This is a genomic window from Halomonas getboli, assembly GCF_023094245.1.
In the GTDB taxonomy this organism is placed as follows: domain Bacteria; phylum Pseudomonadota; class Gammaproteobacteria; order Pseudomonadales; family Halomonadaceae; genus Halomonas; species Halomonas getboli.
On sequence record NZ_JALMEW010000001.1, the window covers coordinates 916,179 to 933,914 of the forward strand.

Here is a 17,736-nt window from a genome sequence, read left to right on the forward strand (position 1 = left end):
GTTCCTGTTTCCGCGTAGTCGGTGGTCGATCAGGCGAACTGCTTGAGGAAGCGCAGGTCGTTGTCGAAGAACAGCCGCAGGTCGTTGACGCCGTAGCGCAGCATGGCCAGACGCTCGGCGCCCATGCCGAAGGCGAAGCCCTTGTAGCGCTCGCTGTCGATGCCGGCGTGGCGGAACACCTCGGGGTGCACCATGCCGCAGCCCATCACCTCGAGCCAGCCGGTGTGCGAGCAGACGCGGCAGCCGTCGCCGCTGCACATCACGCACTCGATGTCGACCTCGGCGGAGGGCTCGGTGAACGGAAAGTAAGACGGGCGGAAACGGACCGAGAGATCGTCACGCTCGAAGAAGGCGTGCAGGAAGTCCTCGACGGTGCCCTTGAGGTCGGAGAAGCGCACGTCCTCATCGACCAGCAGCCCTTCCACCTGATGAAACATCGGGGTGTGGGTCAGATCCGAGTCGCTGCGATAGACGCGGCCCGGGCAGACGATGCGGATCGGCGGCTCCTGGTCCTTCATGGTGCGTACCTGGACCGGCGAGGTGTGGGTACGCAGCAGCCGGGTGGCGTCGAAGTAGAAGGTGTCAGCCATGCCCCGCGCCGGGTGATGGGCGGGAATGTTGAGCGCCTCGAAGTTGTGGTAGTCGTCCTCGATCTCCGGGCCGACCGCCACGTCGAAGCCGACGCGGGTGAACAGCCCCTCGATGCGCTCCAGGGTGCGGGTCACCGGGTGCAGGCCACCGCTGGGCTGGCCACGGCCGGGCAGGGTCACGTCGAGGCGCTCGGCAGCCAGGCGCGCTTCCAGTGCGGCCTTCTCCAGGGCCTGGCGGCGAGCGTCGATCTCCTGGGACAGCGCCTGCTTGGCCTCGTTGATGCGCTCGCCGGCGGCCGGGCGCTCCTCGGGGGGCAGCTTGCCGAGGCCCTTGAGCAGCGCGGTGATCTCGCCCTTCTTGCCGAGGTAGCGCACGCGCAGCTCGTCCAGGGCGGCCATGCTCTCGGCGGCCTGAACGGCGTCGCGGGCCTCGGCGACCAGAGTGGGAAGGTGGTCCATCCGTTGTGCTCCGATGTCTTGATCAGGGGGTCACATGCCAAAAAAACAGGGGAAGAGCGGCTGCTCTTCCCCTGCGACGATCCGTGGCAGGGAACGCTCACGGGGAGCGCGCCCTGCCAGCACGAGATCACTTACTGGGCAGCCTTGGCCTTCTCGACGATAGCGGCAAAGGCAGCCTTTTCGTTGACGGCCAGATCGGCCAGGACCTTGCGGTCGATCTCGATGCCGGCCTTCTTCAGGCCACCGACGAAGCGGCTGTAGGACAGACCGTGCTGACGGGCACCGGCGTTGATACGCTGGATCCACAGGGCGCGGAACTGACGCTTGCGCTGGCGACGGTCACGGTAGGCGTACTGACCGGCCTTGATGACGGCCTGCTTGGCAACGCGGAAGACGCGTGAACGGGCACCGTAGTAACCCTTGGCCTGGCTGAGAATCTTCTTGTGACGACGACGTGCGACGACACCACGCTTGACGCGAGTCATGGCTTACTCCTGACGTTTAAATATGGTCTACCAAGGATTACAGGTTCGGCAGCATGCGCTGCACGAGCTGCTTGTCGGCGTCGTGGATCTGCTTCATACCACGCAGCTGACGCTTACGCTTGGTGGACTTCTTGGTCAGGATGTGGCTACGGAACGACTGCTTGTGCTTGAAGCCGTTGGCCGTCTTCTTGAAGCGCTTGGCAGCGCCGCTGTTGCTCTTGATTTTCGGCATGAGATGAACTCCGCTCGAGGTTTTTGAGAAAATCCGGGGCCAATGGCCGGCTAGGCGCCGGCCATTCGTTTGACGGGCCGTCGGATCACTTCTTCTTGGGGGCAATGATCATGATCATCTGCCGCCCTTCCATCTTCGGGAAGGACTCCACGGTACCGATCTCCTCGAGATCGGCGGCGATCCGCTCCATCAGCTTGCGACCGAGGTCCTGATGGGCCATTTCGCGTCCGCGGAAGCGCAGCGTGACCTTGCCCTTGTCGCCACCTTCGAGGAAACGTGTCAGGTTCTTCATCTTGACCTGATAGTCGCCCTCGTCGGTGCCAGGCCGGAATTTGACTTCCTTGACCTGGATCTGCTTCTGCTTCTTCTTCTGAGCCGCCTTCTGCTTCTTCTGCTCGAAGACGAACTTGCCGTAATCCATGATCTTGCAGACGATCGGATCGGCATTGGAAATCTGGACGAGGTCCATACCGGCGGCTTCCGCACGCTCCAGGGCATCGCTGGTCGGCAGAATACCCAGCTGCTCGCCGTCACTGTCGATCAGACGAACCTGGTCTACGGTAATACGCTCGTTCATCGGTGGGCGCTTGTCCTGCGGGCGCCCTCTGGGGTTGCTTCGCTTGATGGTTCCGTCTCCACTTCAGTCTTGGAAGATGTCGTTATAGCCGTTCGGCCAGCACCTTGTCGATGAAGGTCTCCACCGTCATGGTGCCGAGGTCTTCCCCGGTGCGCGTGCGCACGGCGACCGAATCGGCGTCGACTTCCTTATCTCCCACCACCAGGAGATAGGGGACCTTCTGCAACGTATGCTCGCGAATTTTAAAGCCGATCTTCTCGTTCCTCAAGTCCGCCTTGACGCGCATGCCGACTTTCTGCAAGCGACGCTCGAGATTTTCGACGAAATCGCGCTGCGAATCGGTGATGTTGAGGATCACGGCCTGCTCCGGGGCGAGCCACAGCGGCATGGCACCGGCGTAGTGCTCGATGAGGATGCCGAGGAAGCGCTCGAAGGAGCCCAGGATAGCACGATGCAGCATGACCGGCGTCCTGCGCTCGCCGTGCTCGTCGACGAACTGCGCGCCCAGGCGGCCGGGCAGGTTGAAGTCGAGCTGCAGGGTGCCGCACTGCCAGACGCGATTCAGGCAGTCGCGTAGCGAGAACTCGATCTTGGGCCCATAGAAGGCGCCCTCGCCCGGCTGCAGCTCCCAGTCCAGACCGGTGCTGTTGAGCGCGGCCTCTAGGCCGGCCTCGGCGCGATCCCACAGCTCGGCCTCGCCCATGAAGTCGTCCGGGCGGGTGGACAGCTTGAGTTCGACGCCCTCGAAGCCCAGCTCCTTGTAGACCTGAAGCGTCAGCGCGATGAAATCCTCGGCCTCGGACTGGATCTGGCCCTCGGTGCAGAAGATGTGGGCATCGTCCTGGGTGAAGCCGCGCACGCGCATCAGACCGTGCAGCGAGCCGGAGGGCTCGTTGCGATGGCAGCTGCCGAACTCGGCCAGGCGCAGCGGCAGATCGCGATAGCTCTTCAGGCCCTGGTTGAACACCTGCACATGGCAGGGGCAGTTCATCGGCTTGACCGCGTATTCGCGCTTCTCCGACTCGGTGGTGAACATCAGCTCACTGTAGTGCCCCCAGTGACCGGAGGCCTTCCACAGCGAGAGATCGACCACCTGGGGCGTCTTGATCTCGCGATAGCCGTGCTCGATCTGCACCCGGCGCATGTACTGCTCCAGCGCCTGGTACATGGTCCAGCCGTTGGGGTGCCAGAAGACCATGCCCGGCGCCTCTTCCTGCAGGTGGAAGAGGTCCATCTTCTTGGCCAGCTTGCGGTGATCGCGCTTCTCGGCCTCCTCGAGGCGCTTGAGATAGGCCTTGAGCTGCTTCTTGTCGCCCCATGCGGTGCCGTAGATACGCGTCAGCATCGGGCGCTCGGCGTCGCCGCGCCAGTAGGCGCCGGCCAGCTTGGTGAGCTTGAAGGCCTTGAGGTGGCGGGTGTTCGGCACGTGCGGACCGCGGCACATGTCGGTGTATTCCTGATGATGGTAGAGACGAATGGTCTCGCCATCGGGAATCTCGCGCACGATCTCCTGCTTGTAGGGCTCGTCGCGATGCAGGAAGGTCAGCATGGCCTTGTCGCGGTCGACGTACTCGCGCACCACGTCGTAGCCGGTGTCGATCAGCGCCTTCATGCGCTGCTCGATGGCCTCGAGGTCCTCGGGGGTCGCCGAGCGGCCGAAGTCGACGTCATAGTAGAAGCCGTCGTCGATCACCGGGCCGATCGCCATCTTGGCATCGGGATAGAGCTGCTTCACCGCGTGGCCGATCAGGTGGGCGCAGGAGTGGCGGATGATCTCCAGGCCGGCCTCGTCGCGCGCGGTGATGATGGCCACCTCGGCGTCACGGTCGATGACGTCCGCGGCGTCCACCAGCTCGCCGTCGATGCGCCCGGCCACGCAGGCCTTGGCCAGGCCGGCGCCGATGCTCTCGGCCACCTGCATTACGGTGAGCGGTTCGTCGTAGGTTCTCTGACTGCCGTCCGGCAGGGTCACGATGGGCATGTAAAGAATTTCCTTTTGCGCAGTGGTGATCCACACCAAGGATCACATGTCGCCAGAAAGAATGGTCGTCGAAAGCGCTTACGAAAGCGTCGCCTAGCCTAGCAGACGGCCCCCGTGCGAGGCCATGCCGGCGCCACGAAACATACCGCGGCAACGAAAAGAGGCGCCCGAAGGCGCCTCTTTCACTCTCGAGATGCCCCGGCGAACCGGGGCGAGGGCTCAGTCGGAGATCACTCCCACTCGCCCAGCTCGACGCGACGGTTCTCGGCACGGCCGGCGTCGGTCTCGTTGGTGGCGACCGGCTGGGACTCGCCGTAACCGATGGTGCGCATGCGGTTGCGGTCGACGCCCTGAGCGGCCAGGTAGTCGGCCACGGAATCGGCGCGACGCTGGGACAGATCCTTGTTGTAGCTGGCGCTACCCACGGAATCGGTGTGACCTTCGATGCGAACGCGGACGTTCTCATTGGCCATCAGCTTCTCGGCGACGCCGTCGAGGATGCCTTCGGCACCCATGGTCAGGGTCGCGGAGTCGAACTCGAAATTGACGTCACGCAGCACCAGGTCCTCGACGCAGCCCAGGGCATTGACCTCGGCGCCGGCCGGGGTACCCGGGCACTGGTCCTGGTAGTCCGGCACGCCGTCGGCGTCGGAATCCAGCGGGCAGCCCACGGCATCCACGGCCACGCCAGCCGGGGTACCCGGGCACTGGTCGTTGGCGTCGATCACGCCATCGCCATCGGTGTCCTGCGGCGCAGGCTCGGCCTTCTTGTTGGGCTCGGCACACAGCAGGGCACCGATGGTGGCGCCGGCGGTGCCGCCCACGGCCGCACCGGTGTCTTCGTCGGAATCGCTGGAAGTGGCATAGCCGATCCCGCCGCCGATCAGGCCGCCGGCCAGACCGCAAACCGCCGGATGCTGGTACCAAGCACGATCGGAAGAGGCGCTATCGCCCATGCTGGAGGATTGAGAAGCCGAACTCGCGCAGCCGGACAGGCCAACGACGAGAGCGGAACCGAGCAGCAAGCCAGTCGTAGATTTTTTCATGTAAGACTCCTTCTTCACACAAATCTGCATGGCCATCGCGGAGACGCCATCCAGGAGGTCCGGTGGTTCATAGCCAACGGCGACGAACAGCGTTCGCCTACATCGTTAAGAAAGCACGAAAATATGATTTCAGCCAGCAGAGACCGTGAGATGGCACTGGCATCCTTCCGCATATGAGCCATCTACGGTGCCTGTACAAGCTTGCCCAAGGTGATCGCGGGATGCAATCGCTGTCTGCGTCAGCGATCGCCCATGTCTCCGCGCGCCGAGGCCCGACCTCAGTGCAGGGACGCCGGCCAGTCGCGGCGGAACCGCAGCACCGCGCCCGCGGCCTCGATCACCGCCGCACGCATCTCGTCCTCGACCGCCAGGCGCTCGCGATCCTCCTGGAAGCGCTCCTTGGGCGTCAGCGCCTGCCGCGCGGAGTGCGTGTGCAGATGACGGGTACGGCCGTGAACCTCGCCGAAGGCCTGGAATTCGGGGCGCTCGACCAGCGAAGGATCGAGGATGTCGAGCAGCGTCTTGCAGCGCCAGGAACCCTCGGTGACATCGACCTGCTGCTGCTGAAGGGCCGAGGCCACCAGCTCCAGGTTTTCCAGGCAGTTCTCGTGGGCACGACGCAGTTCATCCTCGCGAAAGACCTTGCGGCGGCGCACCTCGCGCCACAGCGTCACGGCATAGGCCGCCAGGCCGGCCACGATGGCCACAGCAATCCCCAGCAGGATCAGCGCGGTAGTATGGGACATGCAGGCTCCCGAAGCATCGAAGGGTAAGGCCACGCATTTTATACTCTGCCTCGCACGGTCCCAATCCCCCCGGGCCGACACGGCAAGGAGCCAGGCATGAGCGATTCGGCAAGTCACCCCACCACCGTGGCCCGCGTCGGGCTGATACTCGGCCCGCTGTGGCTGTTGATGACGCTGGTGTTGCCGCCGCCGGGCGGCATGAGCGAGAGCGCCTGGGCCTGCGCCGGGCTGGCCCTGCTCATGGCGACCTGGTGGTCGACCGAGGCGATCCCGATTCCCGCCACCTCGCTGGTGCCGCTGGTGCTGATCCCGGCACTGGGCCTCGGCGACATCCAGCAGGCCGCCGCGAGCTACGCCAACCCGATCATCTACCTGTTCCTGGGCGGTTTCCTGCTCGGCATCGCCATGCAGCGCTGGAACCTGCACCGGCGCATCGCCCTGCACGTGCTGCGCGTGGTCGGCCACGAGCCGCGCCGCCAGATCGGCGGCTTCATGCTGGCCACCGGCTTTCTGAGCATGTGGGTCTCCAACACCGCCACGGCGATCATGATGCTGCCCATCGGCATGTCGGTGATCAGCCTGCTGGACGACAGCGACCCCGACGAACTCGCTCGGTATGCCACCGCCCTGCTGCTGGCCATCGCCTATTCCGCCAGCATCGGCGGCATCGCCACCCTGATCGGCACCCCGCCCAACGCGCTGCTGGCCGGGTATCTGGCCGACAGCCGCGGCATCGATCTCGGCTTCGCCCAGTGGATGCTGGTCGGCCTGCCGGTCAGCGTGACGATGATGGCCTGCGCCTGGTGGTGGCTGACGCGGCGCCGCTTTCATTTGGCGGGCGGCGACGACAGCGCCGACATGGTTCGCCGCGAACTGGCCAAGCTCGGCCGCACCAGCGCCGCCGAACGTCGCGTCGGCCTGATCTTCCTGCTGGCCGCCCTCGCCTGGGTGTGTCGCCCGCTGCTCAACCAGGCCGGGCTCGACTGGCTGTCGGACACCGGCATCGCCATCGCCGCCGGCATCGCGCTGTTCCTGGTGCCCTCGAGGGACAGCAGCGGCGAACGTCTGATGACCTGGGACGCGGCCCAGTCGCTGCCCTGGGGCATCCTGCTGCTGTTCGGCGGCGGCCTGACCCTGGCCGGCGCCATCAGCCGTTCTGGGCTGGCCGAGTGGATCGCCCAGCGCCTCGAGGTCTTCGGCGCCTTCCCGCTGCTGGCCCTGATCGGTGTGGTGGTGCTGGTGATCATCTTCCTCACCGAGGTGACCTCCAACACCGCCACCGCGGCCGCCTTCCTGCCGCTGCTCGGCGCCCTCGCCGTGTCGCTGGACATCTCGCCGCTGCTGGTCACGGTGCCCGCCGCCATTGCCGCCAGCTGCGCCTTCATGATGCCGGTGGCCACGCCGCCCAACGCCATCGTGTTCGCCACCGGCCATATGCGCATCCAGTCGATGATCCGCGCAGGCTTCGCCCTCAACCTGATCGGCACCCTGCTGGTGACGCTGCTGGCCTATCCGCTGGTGACGCTGTTCTGGTGAATCCGGCCCGCGGCGACGATCCGAGACGTCGCCGCGACCGGCCAGCGCCAGCGCCACGCCGCCAGCACCAGGCCGGCCACCAGGCAGGCGGCCCCTGCCGTATGCAGCAGTGCCAGCCATAGCGGCAGCCACAGCAGCACGTTGGCCACGCCCAGCGCCGCCTGAGCCAGCCCGGCGCCGACCGCCAGCGCCAGCCAGGGCCGCATCGCCCGGTCACGGCCATGGCGCCAGCCCAGCGCCAGCAGGCAGGCCAGCAGCGCCGCGGCGCCCAGGCGATGGGCCACCTGGATGGCACTGCGCGCCTCGGCGTGGAGCTGACCATTGAGATAGCTCGGCCCCACCGCTTGGGTCAGATGAAAGCCCTCCCCCCAGTCCAGTGCCTCGACCCATCGCCCGTTGCAGGCAGGAAAGCCCTGACAGGCGATGCCGGCATAGTTGCTCGAGGTCCAGCCGCCCAGCGCCAGCTGCAGCACCAGCGCCAGCAGCGTCGCCCGCCACAGCAGCGTCAGGCGCCGTGGCCGCATCACCGCGGGGGCATCGAACGCCAGCCGGCGCAGGCACAGATGCAGCCACAGGAACATCGCCATCACCGACAGTCCACCGAGCAGATGCAGGGTCACCACCTGCGGCCACAGCTTGAAGGTCACGGTGAAGGCCCCGAAGGCGCCCTGCACCGCCAGTGCCACCAGCAGTCCCAGCGTCAGCCGCCAGGGGTAGCCGTCGCGGCCGCGGCACAGCCGCCGCCCGCGCGCCGCCAGCAGCAGCGCCACGGCGATCAGTCCCGCCGCCAGATAGCGGTGCAGCATCTCCATCCAAGCCTTGGTGGCCTCAAGCGGCAGGTGGGGGCTATGCGCCAGGGCCCGCTCGGCATCGGGCACCAGCGGCGCTCCGTAGCAGCCCGGCCAGTCGGGGCAGCCGAGCCCCGCATCCATTAGCCGGGTCGCCGCGCCGGCCAGCACCACCAGGGCACAGAGCACGGTACCGGCCAGACTGAGCCACAGCACGCCGCGCCATGTCGGAGACGCCTGGGAGAGTCGCATCGCCATCCTCCTTTTGCTGCCCACCATCCTCGCTAACCGCCATCTCTCCTGCCCCGCCACACCACCGATACCGCCGTCCTGTCACTGCTGCGGATGAAGTCGCGCCATGGGCGATTCGGGATTGCGCTCAAGCAGCAGCTCGATGTCCTCCAGCACCTGCGCCGTCTCGACGTCCGGCGCATAGGCCAGCACCGCTCGGCCGTCGGGGTCGAACACCCACAGCCGACCCGGCGAACGCCAGGGGGCCACGTCCGTCCAGACGACCGCCGAGGCCCCGGGCAGCGTCTCGCCGCTGCCGCCGAGGCGCAGCCGGCTGATGCGATGGGCATCTCGCCCCAGCGCCCGATGCAACCGCCACCAGCGGTCGGCCTGGGCGTCGCACGCGGCCGGACAGTCGAAAGCCAGCACCCAGTCGTCAGCGCCCTGCTTGGCCACGCCGTCGAGCGGCCACGCCGGAAGCGCCGGCACATCCGGCGTCAGTTGGCCATGGGCGGTACGGCCCTCGGGGATGCCCAGCCGCCACTCGACCATGCCCCAGGCCACCGCCATGGGCAGCAGGAACACCGCGAACAGCGCCAGCAGCTTGAGGCGCGACGAGACGGGAGACACGCGAGCGTCGACGGGCATCGGCTTACTCCTCCGGGCGGGGCTTGGAGACAGAAGAAGAGGTACGATCACGCACCAGACGACGGCCTCCCAGGGTCATCACCATCAGCGCAGCGATAGCCAGCCCCCACCACTGCATGGCATAGGCCAGATGGCGTTCCGGCGGCAACACCGAGGGCGTCCACCAGGAGGCGAGATGGCCGGGCCCGCTCTCCAGATGCAGCCAGCCGGCATGGGCGAAGCCGCCGAGCGCCGGCCAGGCGGATAGCGCGATGCGCTGCAGGCGCCGACCCTCGCGATTGGGCCCGAACAGGGGGGCGCTGTCGCCGGCCACCTGCCAGCGCCCGCTGAGCGTCACCGCGCCCTCTGGGGTGGTCACCGTGGGCGTGTCCCGGCGAGGACCGGTGGCCAGGAAGCCGCGCTCCACCAGCCACAGCCTGCCATCGTCGCCGCGCAACGGCGTCAGGGCCGCCACGCCCAGGCGGTTGTCGTGAGTGCGGTTGTCGAGAAACAGCGTCTCGGCGGCCAGATACTCGCCGTGCAGGGTCAGCCGGGCCCCGTCCGGCGGCGCCACCACGGGATCCTCCAGCCGTGGTGCCGTCTCATAGCGTGCCAGCAGCTCGCGCTTGTCGGCGGCACGCTGCCACTGCCATAGTCCCAGTGCCAGCCCGAGCGCCACCACCAGGCTCCAGCACAGGATCCAGAGCCCCAGGCGTCGGCCGCAACCGTGGCGTGCGGCGGCGCTTTTCACGGAGTGAGAGATGCTACTCAAGACCCTGATCGCCCTCGTCTTCCTGGCCATGGTGGCAAGCCTCGCCGCCGGCGCCGGTTTTCTGATCAAGGACGGCGGCCGCTCGCGGCGCGTCCTCGTCTCGCTCAAGCTGCGCGTCGTCCTGGCGACGCTGCTGCTGGCCCTGCTCTTCTACGGCTTCTATCTCGGTCCCCTCGGACACTGACCGCCCTCAGGACACTCGCTCTCAGAACACATAGACGAAGGTGAACAGCCCGATCCACACCACGTCGACGAAGTGCCAGTACCAGGCCGCCGCCTCGAAGGCGAAGTGATCATCACGGGTGAAGTGGCCACGCAGCACCCGCCCCAGGATGGCGATCAAAATGAGGGTGCCGATGATCACGTGCAGGCCGTGGAAGCCGGTCATCAGGAAAAAGGTCGCGCCGTAGATGCCCGCCTGCAGGGTGATGCCATAGTGGGTATAGGCCTCGTGGTATTCGAAGCCCTGAATGGTGATGAAGCACAGGCCAAGCAGCACGGTGCCGCCCAGCCAGTGACGCGCCGTGTCACGATAGCCTTCCTTGAGCGCTTCGTGCGCCACCGTCAGGGTGATGCTCGAGCTGACCAGAATCAGGGTGTTGACCAGCGGAAGCTGCCACGGCGAGAAGGTCTCGTGGGGACCCTTCACCGCCTCCCCCGGCGGCTCCAATAACGGCCAGGAGGCGGTGAAATCGGGCCACAGCAGGGCTGCCACCCCCTTGGCGCCCTCTCCATCCAGCCACGGCAGCGCGAAGGTGCGCACGTAGAACAGGGTGCCGAAGAAGGCGGCGAAGAACATGACCTCGGAGAAGATGAACCAGCCCATACCCCAGCGGAAGGAGCGATCCATCTGGGCGTCATAGAGCCCGCTGCGTGACTCGTGGATGACGTCGCGAAACCACAGCGTCATCACGCCCAGCACCGCCAGCAGGCCGATCACCATCACCGGCAGCCCGCCCATGCCGAAGACCAGCAGGGTGCCGGTACCCACCATCATCGTACCCAGCGCCAGCGAGGCCAGTACCGGCCACTTACTCGAGGCGGGAACGTAGTAGCTGCCACCGCTCATGTTCGCTCTCCTCTGCGGCTCGCCCGCCGCGACGCGTTCGACTCAGTGGCGCCGCGGCTGGAAGTCCGGCGGCGTCTCGAAGGTATGCAACGGTGCCGGGCTTGGCACCGTCCATTCCAGATCCTCGCCGCCCTCCCAGGCCTTGGCCGGCGCCTTCTCGCCGCCGCGCACGCACAGTACCACCACCAGCACGAACAGCAGCTGGGACAGTCCGAACAGGAAGGCGCCTAAGCTCGTCACCATGTTGAAGTCGGCAAACTGCAGCGCGTAGTCGGGAATACGCCGCGGCATGCCGGCGAGTCCGGCGAAATGCATGGGAAAGAAGGTCAGGTTGACGCCGATCACCGACAGCCAGAAATGCCACTGCGACAGCCGCAGGTTCGGATAGTGGCCGGTCCACTTGGGCAGCCAGTAGTAGACGCCGGCCATGATCGCGAACACCGCGCCGGGCACCAGCACGTAGTGGAAATGGGCGACCACGAAATAGGTGTCGTGGTACTGGAAGTCCGCCGGCGAGATGGCCAGCATCAGCCCCGAGAAGCCGCCGATAGTGAACAGCACCACGAAGGCCAGGGCGAACAGCATCGGCGGCTCGAAGGTGATCGAGCCGCGGAACAGCGTGGTCACCCAGTTGAACACCTTCACCCCGGTCGGCACCGCGATCAGCATGGTGCTGTACATGAAGAACAGCTCGGCCACCAGCGGCAGGCCCACCGTGAACATGTGGTGCGACCAGACCAGGAACGACAGGATGGCAATGGAGGCCGTGGCATAGACCATCGAGGCGTAGCCGAACAGCGGCTTGCGGGCGAAGGTGGGAATGATCACCGAGACGATGCCGAAGGCCGGGAGGATCATGATGTAGACCTCAGGATGGCCGAAGAACCAGAACAGATGCTGGAACAACACCGGGTCGCCGCCGCCGGCGGCGCTGAAGAAGCTGGTACCGAAGTTGATGTCCAGCAGCATCATGGTGATCACCCCGGCCAGCACCGGCATCACGGCGATCAGCAGGAAGGCGGTGATCAGCCAGGTCCACACGAACAGCGGCATGTCCATCAGCCGCATGCCCGGCGTCCGCAGATTGAGAATGGTGGCGATGATGTTGATCGCGCCGAGAATCGAGCTGATGCCCGCCATGTGCAGCGAGAGGATGAAGAAGGTGGTGGATGGCGGCGAATAGGTGGTGGACAGCGGTGCGTAGGAGGTCCATCCGAAGTTGGGCGCCCCGCCGGGCATGAAGAAGGTCGACAGCAGCAGCGTGAAGGCCACCGGCAGCAGCCAGAAGCTGAAGTTGTTGAGCCGCGGCAGCGCCATGTCCGGCGCCCCGATCTGCAGCGGCACCATCCAGTTGGCGAGCCCCACGAAGGCCGGCATCACCGCGCCGAAGATCATGATCAGCCCGTGCATGGTGGTCATCTGATTGAAGAATTCGGGCTCGACCAGCTGCAGCCCCGGCTGGAAGAGCTCGGCGCGGATGACCATGGCGAACAGCCCGCCGACGAAGAACATCGTCAGTGACAGCACCAGGTAGAGGGTACCGATCTCCTTGTGATTGGTGGTCAGCAGCCAGCGCTTGAGCCCCTTCGGCGCCTCATGCGCCTGGCTCGCCACACCAGCGGAGGCGGGCTGGCTGTGCTGGGTGCTGGACTTGGGAGGCAGGTGGGAAGCCATGGTCATACTCCCTGGTTAGCGTCTCGTACTCGGGCCGGTCGCCGACTACTCGGCTATCCGCTCGGCAATCGCCGAGGGCTGGACGCGATCGCCGGTCTCGTTGCCCCAGGCGTTGCGCTCATAGGTGATCACCGCAGCGATCTCCACCGGATTGAGCGTGTTGCGGAAGGCCGGCATGGCGCTGCCGGCCACGCCGTTGATCACGGTCTCGATGTGCCGCGCCCGATCGTCCATCAGCGTCTGATTGCCGGCCAGGGCCGGGAACACCGGCGGATTGCCGCGGCCATCGGGCTGATGACAGGACACGCAGATGGTGCCGTAGACCTGCTCGCCCCGCTCCATCAGCTCGTCCATGGCCCAGTCGCGATCGAGCCCCATGGCGGCCTCGGCCGCCGCCGCCCGACGCTCGGCCAGCCAGCCGTCGAAGCGCTCGGGCGCCACCGCCTCGACCACGACCGGCATGAAGCCGTGGTCCCGCCCGCACAGCTCGGCGCACTGGCCGCGATAGGTGCCCGGTTCGTTGATGCGCACCCAGTTCTCGTTGACGAATCCAGGCATGGCGTCCTGCTTGACGCCGAGCTCCGGCACCCACCAGGAATGGATCACATCGTCGGACGTCAGCAGCAGGCGCACCTTGCGGCCGACCGGCAGCACGAGCGGCTCATCGACCTCACGCAGGTAGTGTTCGCCCTTTTTGCCCTGACCCGCGATCTGCTCGCGGGGTGTCGCGAGATTGGACAGGAAGGCGACGTCCTCGCCGCGATATTCGTAGCGCCAGCGCCACTGCTGACCGGTGATCAGCACCTCCATATCGGCCTCGGAGGTGTCGTACATGGCCTTGAGCGTCGCCGTGGCGGGTATCGCGATCGCGACCAGGATCAGCAGTGGCACGATCGTCCAGATCACCTCGACCGTGGTGTGCTCGCGAAAGTGCGAAGGCCGGGCGCCGCGGGAGCGTCGATAGCGGAAGAGAGAGTAAAAGAAGGCGCCGAAGACGACTATGCCGATGACCACGCAGATCCAGAAGATGGCCATGTGCAAGCCGTGGATGTCCCGGCTGAGGTCGGTGACCCCGACCGGCATGTTCCAGCCGCTGGCCAGAGCCCCAGATACCGGCACGGCCAGGGCCGCCCCGCTCGCCGTCCATACGAGCCGCTTGCGTATCCGCATCGCCCCCTCCTGAACGTCAATGCGCATCCACCACGCCTGGGTCGAGTATAGAACTCCGTCGTCGCATGACCCGTGGGCGCCATCCCCCGGCCCCAACGAGCGCTTCAACGCAGCCCGAATGCCTCAGCCGGCCGCCAGCGTCGCCACCAGGGCGATCAGCGCGACCAGCACGATCGCCAGCAGCACGCCTGCCACGATGAAAGGCCCCGCACCGCCTCGGGAGAAATCCTCCTGGCGCCGCGACTCCTTCTGAACCCCGAAGAAGGCCGCCAGCACCGACGCGATCACCCGCCACATGGACATGCTCCCGCTGACCGACTCACTCCTAGACCGTAGACCAGGGATCGCCGATATGCGCACTCCCTGACCTGCATCAGCCTCTCGCAGAGCAGGCCCGTTGGCCGACGGCCCAGCGGGAAAGAGCGCCTATACTTCGAGAGCAACCGCCGCCGCCCTGGATGGCACGGCCTTTTTGTCACCGCGCGCACCAGGAGGCCCAAGATGACTCGACCAAGGGAAGAGACCGCCAGCGCTCTCCCACCCGCCACCGACGCCATGCTTCAATGGTGGAACCAGCAGCTGACGCAGGGCACAACGCCCCTGGCCCGGCTGCAGTTCGCCTGGCTGGAAAGCGTGGCCGAAGCCATGCAGTTCGAAGCGCAGTGCCTTCGCGCACTGGCCGAGAGCGGCGAGCGCATGGCCGGCTGCTATAACGGCGAAGCCCACCCGCATGAGCTGCACCGGTGCTATCAGCGGCTCATGCAGGACGTCGCCCAGACGCACTGGCAGCGGCTAGAGAAGGTCGCCGAGCTGTCCGAGGACTTCCGCAAGCGGCTCTGGGAGGAGATATGATCGGCCCATGAAGCAGGACATCGTCCGACATCCTGCTTCACCCATTAGCCCAGCCCCAGCAGATTCACCAGCGGCGGCAGCAGGAAGGCCGTCATCAGACCCGTGATGCCCATCGCCAGCCCCGAAAAGGCGCCGGCCACCGCTCCCAGCCGCGCAAACGACTGAGCCGTGCCGAAACCGTGGGCCGCCAGCCCCATGGCGAAGCCCTGCACCGCGGGATCCCGAATGCGCAGCAGCCGAAAGATAGCCGGCCCCAGTGCGCAGCCGATGGCCCCGGTCAGCAGCACCAGCCCCGCCGCCAGCGACGGAATACCGCCGATCTGCTCGGCGATACCCATGGCGATCGGTGACGTCACCGATCGCGGCGCCAGCGACATCAGGGTCTCGTGACGCGCCCCCAACAGCAGCGCCAGCCCCAGCGTGCTGGACACGGCAGTCACGATGCCAGTCACGCAGGCCAGCAGCAGCGGCACCAGCAGACGCCGCACGCGTTCGCGATGATCGTAGAGCGGAATGGCCAGCGCCACCGTGGCCGGCCCCAGCAGGAAGTGGATGAACTGGGCCCCCTCAAAATAGGTGGCGTAATCCATGTCCAGCAGCAGCAGACTGCCGATCAGCAGGGCAATCGCCAGCATCACGGGATGCAGCAACGGCGTCCCGCCCAGCGCCTTGTTGATGCGCACCGCCAGGGCGAAGGCCACGAGGGTCAGCAACAGCGACAGTAGCGGATTGCCCGAGAGGTAAACCCACAGCTGGTCCAGACGCGCGACATTCATTGGCGGCCTCCCTTGCCCAGGCGCCCCTGAAGACGCGACAGCACCCAGGCCGTGACGCCCAGGGTCAGCGCCGTGGAGACGAACAGCGTCGCCAGGATCGGCAGGATATCCCGTCCGATCAGCGCCCCGTGCACCATCACGCCGACGCCGGCCGGCACGAACAACAGCGTCAGATAGCGCAGCAGGCCCTCACCGGATGCCCTCAGACTATTCGGGACCTTGCCCCACACCATCAGAACCACCAGCAGAATCACCATGCCGATCACCGGCCCCGGAATCGGCACGGCCAGCCCCCGCGCCAGCAATTCTCCCAACATCTGGCATGCCAGCAGCATGCTCATGCCCAAGATCAGCGGCATCCCCATTCTCCTTGTCCAGTATGCGACCATTGTCGCAAAGCACGGGAGACATGGGCAGTACGGGAAGGTGACGGCCAACCTTTTGAAAAAAAGCGTAAAAAGGACTTTTCATTTCCCGAGGAGCGAGGTAGTATATGCCTCGTTCTCGGGGGATGCGCCGGATGGTGCAGAGCCCAAAAGCGAACATCGGAGCGTGGCGCAGCTTGGTAGCGCGTTGCAATGGGGTTGCAAAGGTCGCAGGTTCGAATCCTGTCGCTCCGACCACCGAATATTAGAAACGGCCACCTAGCTCATCAGAGCGGTGGCCGTTTTTTCGTGCACGCCAAATGAACCGGTAAAACGGGCCAGGAAGCCAGCCCACACCGGATCAGGCGTCGCGGACCTGCTCGGCGATCAGACGATCGACCGAGTTGGTAACACTGGTCGCCCCGCGCCGGATGTCGCAGACCCGCCGCTCGACGTCCTTCACATGCGCATGAATCTGCTGACTCTTGGCCACGGCGGACTGCATCTGTTCGCTCGCCTGCGTCACCATGGTGTCGTTGTCGGCAAGCACGGCGTCGATCCGCCTCACCGACTCGCCCGCGCGGTGCGCCAGCTGTCGCACCTCGCCCGCCACCACGGCGAACCCCCTGCCATGCTCGCCCGCATGGGCCGCCTCGATGGTCGCGTTCAACGACAGCAGGTTGGTCTGTTCGGCGATCCGCGCGATCTCCGAGGTGATGCCGTTGATGTTCTCGGCCTGGGCCACAAGTGCCTGCACCGCCTCGCGGGCCCGTTCCATCTCGTCGACGGACGCCATGCACTCCCGCACGATGTCTTCCAGCTGCGCCATGCCGCTGGCGGTGATCTGCTCCGTCTCGGCCGAGGTTTCCCGGGCCGAGACGACCGCGGCACGGGTGGCTTCGGCGGCCTGCACGTCACGAGTGACGTCGGTGGCGAACTTCACCACGCGAACCACCCGGCCGTCGGCATCGATGACCGGGTTGTAGGTAGCCTCCAGCCATAGCGGCTCGCCTGACGCCGTGACCCGCTCGAACTTGCCCTGGCGGAACTCGCCCTGGGCCAGCCGCTGCCAGAAGTAGGGATTCTGCTCGTAGAAGTCCTCGCGACAGAACAGGCGATGGTGCTGCCCTACGATCTGCTCCCTTTCATAGCCGGTCGCGGCGAGGAAATTGGCGTTCGCGTCGAGGATCTCGCCCTCCGGCGTGAACTCGATCACGGCCATCGAACGGCCGAGCGCCTCGACCATGGCCATCCGGGACAGCGATTCCCGATGCTTTTCGGTCACGTCGCTGGCGATCTTGATCACGTGGTCGACCCGACTCCCGCTGCGGTTCATGACCGGCAGATAGGTGGCCTCGATCCAGACCTCGCGCCCGCGCTTGTCGAGGCGCCGGAAGGTGCCGTCGCGGTGCTCGCCCCTCGCCAGGGCCATCCAGAAGGCGCGGTATTCCGCCCCCTCCACCGTCCGGGCATCGCAGAACATGCGGTGATGCCGGCCCAGCACCTCCGACGCCTGATAGCCCAGTATGGACAGGAATCCCTGGCTCGCCTGACGGATCACGCCTTCGGGGGTGAACGTCACCGTGGCCGTATGCCGATGCAGGGCCGACGCCAGGGGGGACTGGGGCCTGCGCGACTCGAGTGACGGCGACATAAGCAGCGAAACGAAGGAGGACAGCATGGAGAACGATCTCCGGTCAGGGCGAATGTTGTACAACAACTTATACTAATTAATATCTTTGTACAAATTTTGTACCGAG

The 17,736-nt window shown here is 66.0% G+C and carries 20 protein-coding genes and 1 tRNA gene; 4 read left to right on the top strand and 17 right to left on the bottom strand.

Annotated features, from left to right (window positions below; translation table 11 throughout):
- Positions 1-29: 29 nt before the first annotated feature.
- The 7 genes from pheS to MYL53_RS04435 all read right to left on the bottom strand — a co-directional run bounded on the left by pheS (position 30) and on the right by MYL53_RS04435 (position 6,116).
- Entirely contained in the window at positions 30-1,049 is a 1,020-nt protein-coding gene (gene pheS, locus MYL53_RS04405) for a phenylalanine--tRNA ligase subunit alpha (protein ID WP_035595842.1), read from the bottom strand.
- Positions 1,050-1,180: 131 nt separating this feature from the next.
- Positions 1,181-1,534, bottom strand: coding sequence for a 50S ribosomal protein L20 (rplT, locus tag MYL53_RS04410; RefSeq protein WP_016854830.1), 354 nt, complete (start codon positions 1,532-1,534; stop codon positions 1,181-1,183).
- Between the two features lie 37 nt (positions 1,535-1,571).
- Positions 1,572-1,766: a 50S ribosomal protein L35 gene (gene rpmI, locus MYL53_RS04415; RefSeq protein ID WP_016854829.1), complete on the bottom strand. Its 195-nt coding sequence runs from the start codon at positions 1,764-1,766 to the stop codon at positions 1,572-1,574.
- An 85-nt stretch (positions 1,767-1,851) separates the two neighbouring features.
- Positions 1,852-2,391 carry a translation initiation factor IF-3 gene (infC, locus tag MYL53_RS04420; RefSeq protein ID WP_345740354.1) on the bottom strand — a complete coding sequence of 180 codons (540 nt, stop codon included), beginning with the start codon at positions 2,389-2,391 and terminating at the stop codon, positions 1,852-1,854.
- A 34-nt stretch (positions 2,392-2,425) separates the two neighbouring features.
- A complete protein-coding gene (thrS, locus tag MYL53_RS04425) occupies positions 2,426-4,324 on the bottom strand; it encodes a threonine--tRNA ligase (protein WP_247852199.1) in 1,899 nt (632 codons plus the stop codon).
- 230 nt (positions 4,325-4,554) lie between these two features.
- Entirely contained in the window at positions 4,555-5,370 is an 816-nt protein-coding gene (locus MYL53_RS04430) for an OmpA family protein (RefSeq protein ID WP_247852200.1), read from the bottom strand.
- Positions 5,371-5,648: 278 nt separating this feature from the next.
- Positions 5,649-6,116: a DUF2489 domain-containing protein gene (locus MYL53_RS04435; RefSeq protein ID WP_247852201.1), complete on the bottom strand. Its 468-nt coding sequence runs from the start codon at positions 6,114-6,116 to the stop codon at positions 5,649-5,651.
- Between the two features lie 96 nt (positions 6,117-6,212).
- Between MYL53_RS04435 and MYL53_RS04440 the strand changes: the two genes are divergently transcribed.
- Positions 6,213-7,652 carry an SLC13 family permease gene (locus MYL53_RS04440; protein ID WP_247852202.1) on the top strand — a complete coding sequence of 480 codons (1,440 nt, stop codon included), beginning with the start codon at positions 6,213-6,215 and terminating at the stop codon, positions 7,650-7,652.
- On the opposite strand, the gene MYL53_RS04445 is transcribed toward MYL53_RS04440, so the two are convergent.
- The 3 genes from MYL53_RS04445 to MYL53_RS04455 form a co-directional block, all read right to left on the bottom strand.
- Entirely contained in the window at positions 7,625-8,692 is a 1,068-nt protein-coding gene (locus tag MYL53_RS04445; RefSeq protein ID WP_247852203.1) for a COX15/CtaA family protein, read from the bottom strand. The two genes, MYL53_RS04440 and MYL53_RS04445, sit on opposite strands and share 28 nt — an antisense overlap.
- Positions 8,693-8,773: 81 nt before the next feature.
- On the bottom strand, positions 8,774-9,319 hold the full coding sequence (locus MYL53_RS04450; RefSeq protein WP_247852204.1) for a hypothetical protein: 546 nt from the start codon (positions 9,317-9,319) through the stop codon (positions 8,774-8,776).
- 4 nt (positions 9,320-9,323) lie between these two features.
- A complete protein-coding gene (locus MYL53_RS04455) occupies positions 9,324-10,049 on the bottom strand; it encodes an SURF1 family protein (RefSeq protein WP_247852205.1) in 726 nt (241 codons plus the stop codon).
- A 10-nt stretch (positions 10,050-10,059) separates the two neighbouring features.
- Here MYL53_RS04455 and MYL53_RS04460 point away from each other — a divergent pair, with 10 nt between their 5' ends.
- Positions 10,060-10,254, top strand: coding sequence for a DUF2909 family protein (locus MYL53_RS04460; RefSeq protein WP_247852206.1), 195 nt, complete (start codon positions 10,060-10,062; stop codon positions 10,252-10,254).
- 21 nt (positions 10,255-10,275) lie between these two features.
- On the opposite strand, the gene MYL53_RS04465 is transcribed toward MYL53_RS04460, so the two are convergent.
- From MYL53_RS04465 to MYL53_RS04480, 4 genes are all read right to left on the bottom strand, one after another.
- The gene (locus tag MYL53_RS04465; protein WP_247852207.1) at positions 10,276-11,139 is read right to left on the bottom strand and encodes a cytochrome c oxidase subunit 3; all 864 of its coding nucleotides are present in this window, start codon (positions 11,137-11,139) and stop codon (positions 10,276-10,278) included.
- A gap of 42 nt (positions 11,140-11,181) precedes the next feature.
- Positions 11,182-12,813 (bottom strand): cytochrome c oxidase subunit I, encoded by a 1,632-nt coding sequence (gene ctaD / locus MYL53_RS04470; RefSeq protein ID WP_247852208.1) that lies wholly within the window; start codon positions 12,811-12,813, stop codon positions 11,182-11,184.
- 45 nt (positions 12,814-12,858) lie between these two features.
- Positions 12,859-13,983, bottom strand: a complete 1,125-nt coding sequence (gene coxB, locus MYL53_RS04475) for a cytochrome c oxidase subunit II (protein WP_247852209.1) — start codon at positions 13,981-13,983, stop codon at positions 12,859-12,861.
- Positions 13,984-14,106: 123 nt separating this feature from the next.
- The gene (locus MYL53_RS04480) at positions 14,107-14,280 is read right to left on the bottom strand and encodes a DUF2970 domain-containing protein (protein WP_247852211.1); all 174 of its coding nucleotides are present in this window, start codon (positions 14,278-14,280) and stop codon (positions 14,107-14,109) included.
- Positions 14,281-14,484: 204 nt separating this feature from the next.
- Between MYL53_RS04480 and MYL53_RS04485 the strand changes: the two genes are divergently transcribed.
- A complete protein-coding gene (locus tag MYL53_RS04485) occupies positions 14,485-14,835 on the top strand; it encodes a hypothetical protein (RefSeq protein ID WP_247852212.1) in 351 nt (116 codons plus the stop codon).
- 44 nt (positions 14,836-14,879) lie between these two features.
- On the opposite strand, the gene MYL53_RS04490 is transcribed toward MYL53_RS04485, so the two are convergent.
- The gene (locus MYL53_RS04490) at positions 14,880-15,611 is read right to left on the bottom strand and encodes an LrgB family protein (protein WP_247852214.1); all 732 of its coding nucleotides are present in this window, start codon (positions 15,609-15,611) and stop codon (positions 14,880-14,882) included.
- Positions 15,608-15,970: a CidA/LrgA family protein gene (locus tag MYL53_RS04495; RefSeq protein ID WP_247852215.1), complete on the bottom strand. Its 363-nt coding sequence runs from the start codon at positions 15,968-15,970 to the stop codon at positions 15,608-15,610. The genes MYL53_RS04490 and MYL53_RS04495 overlap by 4 nt, the downstream gene beginning before the upstream one ends.
- A gap of 187 nt (positions 15,971-16,157) precedes the next feature.
- Between MYL53_RS04495 and MYL53_RS04500 the strand changes: the two genes are divergently transcribed.
- Positions 16,158-16,234: transfer RNA gene (locus tag MYL53_RS04500), tRNA-Pro, on the top strand.
- A gap of 103 nt (positions 16,235-16,337) precedes the next feature.
- On the opposite strand, the gene MYL53_RS17245 is transcribed toward MYL53_RS04500, so the two are convergent.
- Positions 16,338-17,657 carry a methyl-accepting chemotaxis protein gene (locus tag MYL53_RS17245; RefSeq protein WP_282103367.1) on the bottom strand — a complete coding sequence of 440 codons (1,320 nt, stop codon included), beginning with the start codon at positions 17,655-17,657 and terminating at the stop codon, positions 16,338-16,340.
- Between the last annotated feature and the right edge of the window lie 79 nt (positions 17,658-17,736).

Bases quoted from the DNA above. Each gene is read 5' to 3' on its own strand.
- pheS (WP_035595842.1), bottom strand. From the start codon at position 1,049: ATGGACCACCTTCCCACTCTGGTCGCCGAGGCCCGCGACGCCGTTCAG.
- rplT (WP_016854830.1), bottom strand. From the start codon at position 1,534: ATGACTCGCGTCAAGCGTGGTGTCGTCGCACGTCGTCGTCACAAGAAG.
- rpmI (WP_016854829.1), bottom strand. From the start codon at position 1,766: ATGCCGAAAATCAAGAGCAACAGCGGCGCTGCCAAGCGCTTCAAGAAG.
- thrS (WP_247852199.1), bottom strand. From the start codon at position 4,324: ATGCCCATCGTGACCCTGCCGGACGGCAGTCAGAGAACCTACGACGAA.
- MYL53_RS04430 (WP_247852200.1), bottom strand. From the start codon at position 5,370: ATGAAAAAATCTACGACTGGCTTGCTGCTCGGTTCCGCTCTCGTCGTT.
- MYL53_RS04435 (WP_247852201.1), bottom strand. From the start codon at position 6,116: ATGTCCCATACTACCGCGCTGATCCTGCTGGGGATTGCTGTGGCCATC.
- MYL53_RS04440 (WP_247852202.1), top strand. From the start codon at position 6,213: ATGAGCGATTCGGCAAGTCACCCCACCACCGTGGCCCGCGTCGGGCTG.
- MYL53_RS04445 (WP_247852203.1), bottom strand. From the start codon at position 8,692: ATGCGACTCTCCCAGGCGTCTCCGACATGGCGCGGCGTGCTGTGGCTC.
- MYL53_RS04450 (WP_247852204.1), bottom strand. From the start codon at position 9,319: ATGCCCGTCGACGCTCGCGTGTCTCCCGTCTCGTCGCGCCTCAAGCTG.
- MYL53_RS04460 (WP_247852206.1), top strand. From the start codon at position 10,060: ATGCTACTCAAGACCCTGATCGCCCTCGTCTTCCTGGCCATGGTGGCA.
- MYL53_RS04465 (WP_247852207.1), bottom strand. From the start codon at position 11,139: ATGAGCGGTGGCAGCTACTACGTTCCCGCCTCGAGTAAGTGGCCGGTA.
- ctaD (WP_247852208.1), bottom strand. From the start codon at position 12,813: ATGGCTTCCCACCTGCCTCCCAAGTCCAGCACCCAGCACAGCCAGCCC.
- coxB (WP_247852209.1), bottom strand. From the start codon at position 13,983: ATGCGGATACGCAAGCGGCTCGTATGGACGGCGAGCGGGGCGGCCCTG.
- MYL53_RS04480 (WP_247852211.1), bottom strand. From the start codon at position 14,280: ATGTGGCGGGTGATCGCGTCGGTGCTGGCGGCCTTCTTCGGGGTTCAG.
- MYL53_RS04485 (WP_247852212.1), top strand. From the start codon at position 14,485: ATGACTCGACCAAGGGAAGAGACCGCCAGCGCTCTCCCACCCGCCACC.
- MYL53_RS04490 (WP_247852214.1), bottom strand. From the start codon at position 15,611: ATGAATGTCGCGCGTCTGGACCAGCTGTGGGTTTACCTCTCGGGCAAT.
- MYL53_RS04495 (WP_247852215.1), bottom strand. From the start codon at position 15,970: ATGCCGCTGATCTTGGGCATGAGCATGCTGCTGGCATGCCAGATGTTG.
- MYL53_RS17245 (WP_282103367.1), bottom strand. From the start codon at position 17,657: ATGCTGTCCTCCTTCGTTTCGCTGCTTATGTCGCCGTCACTCGAGTCG.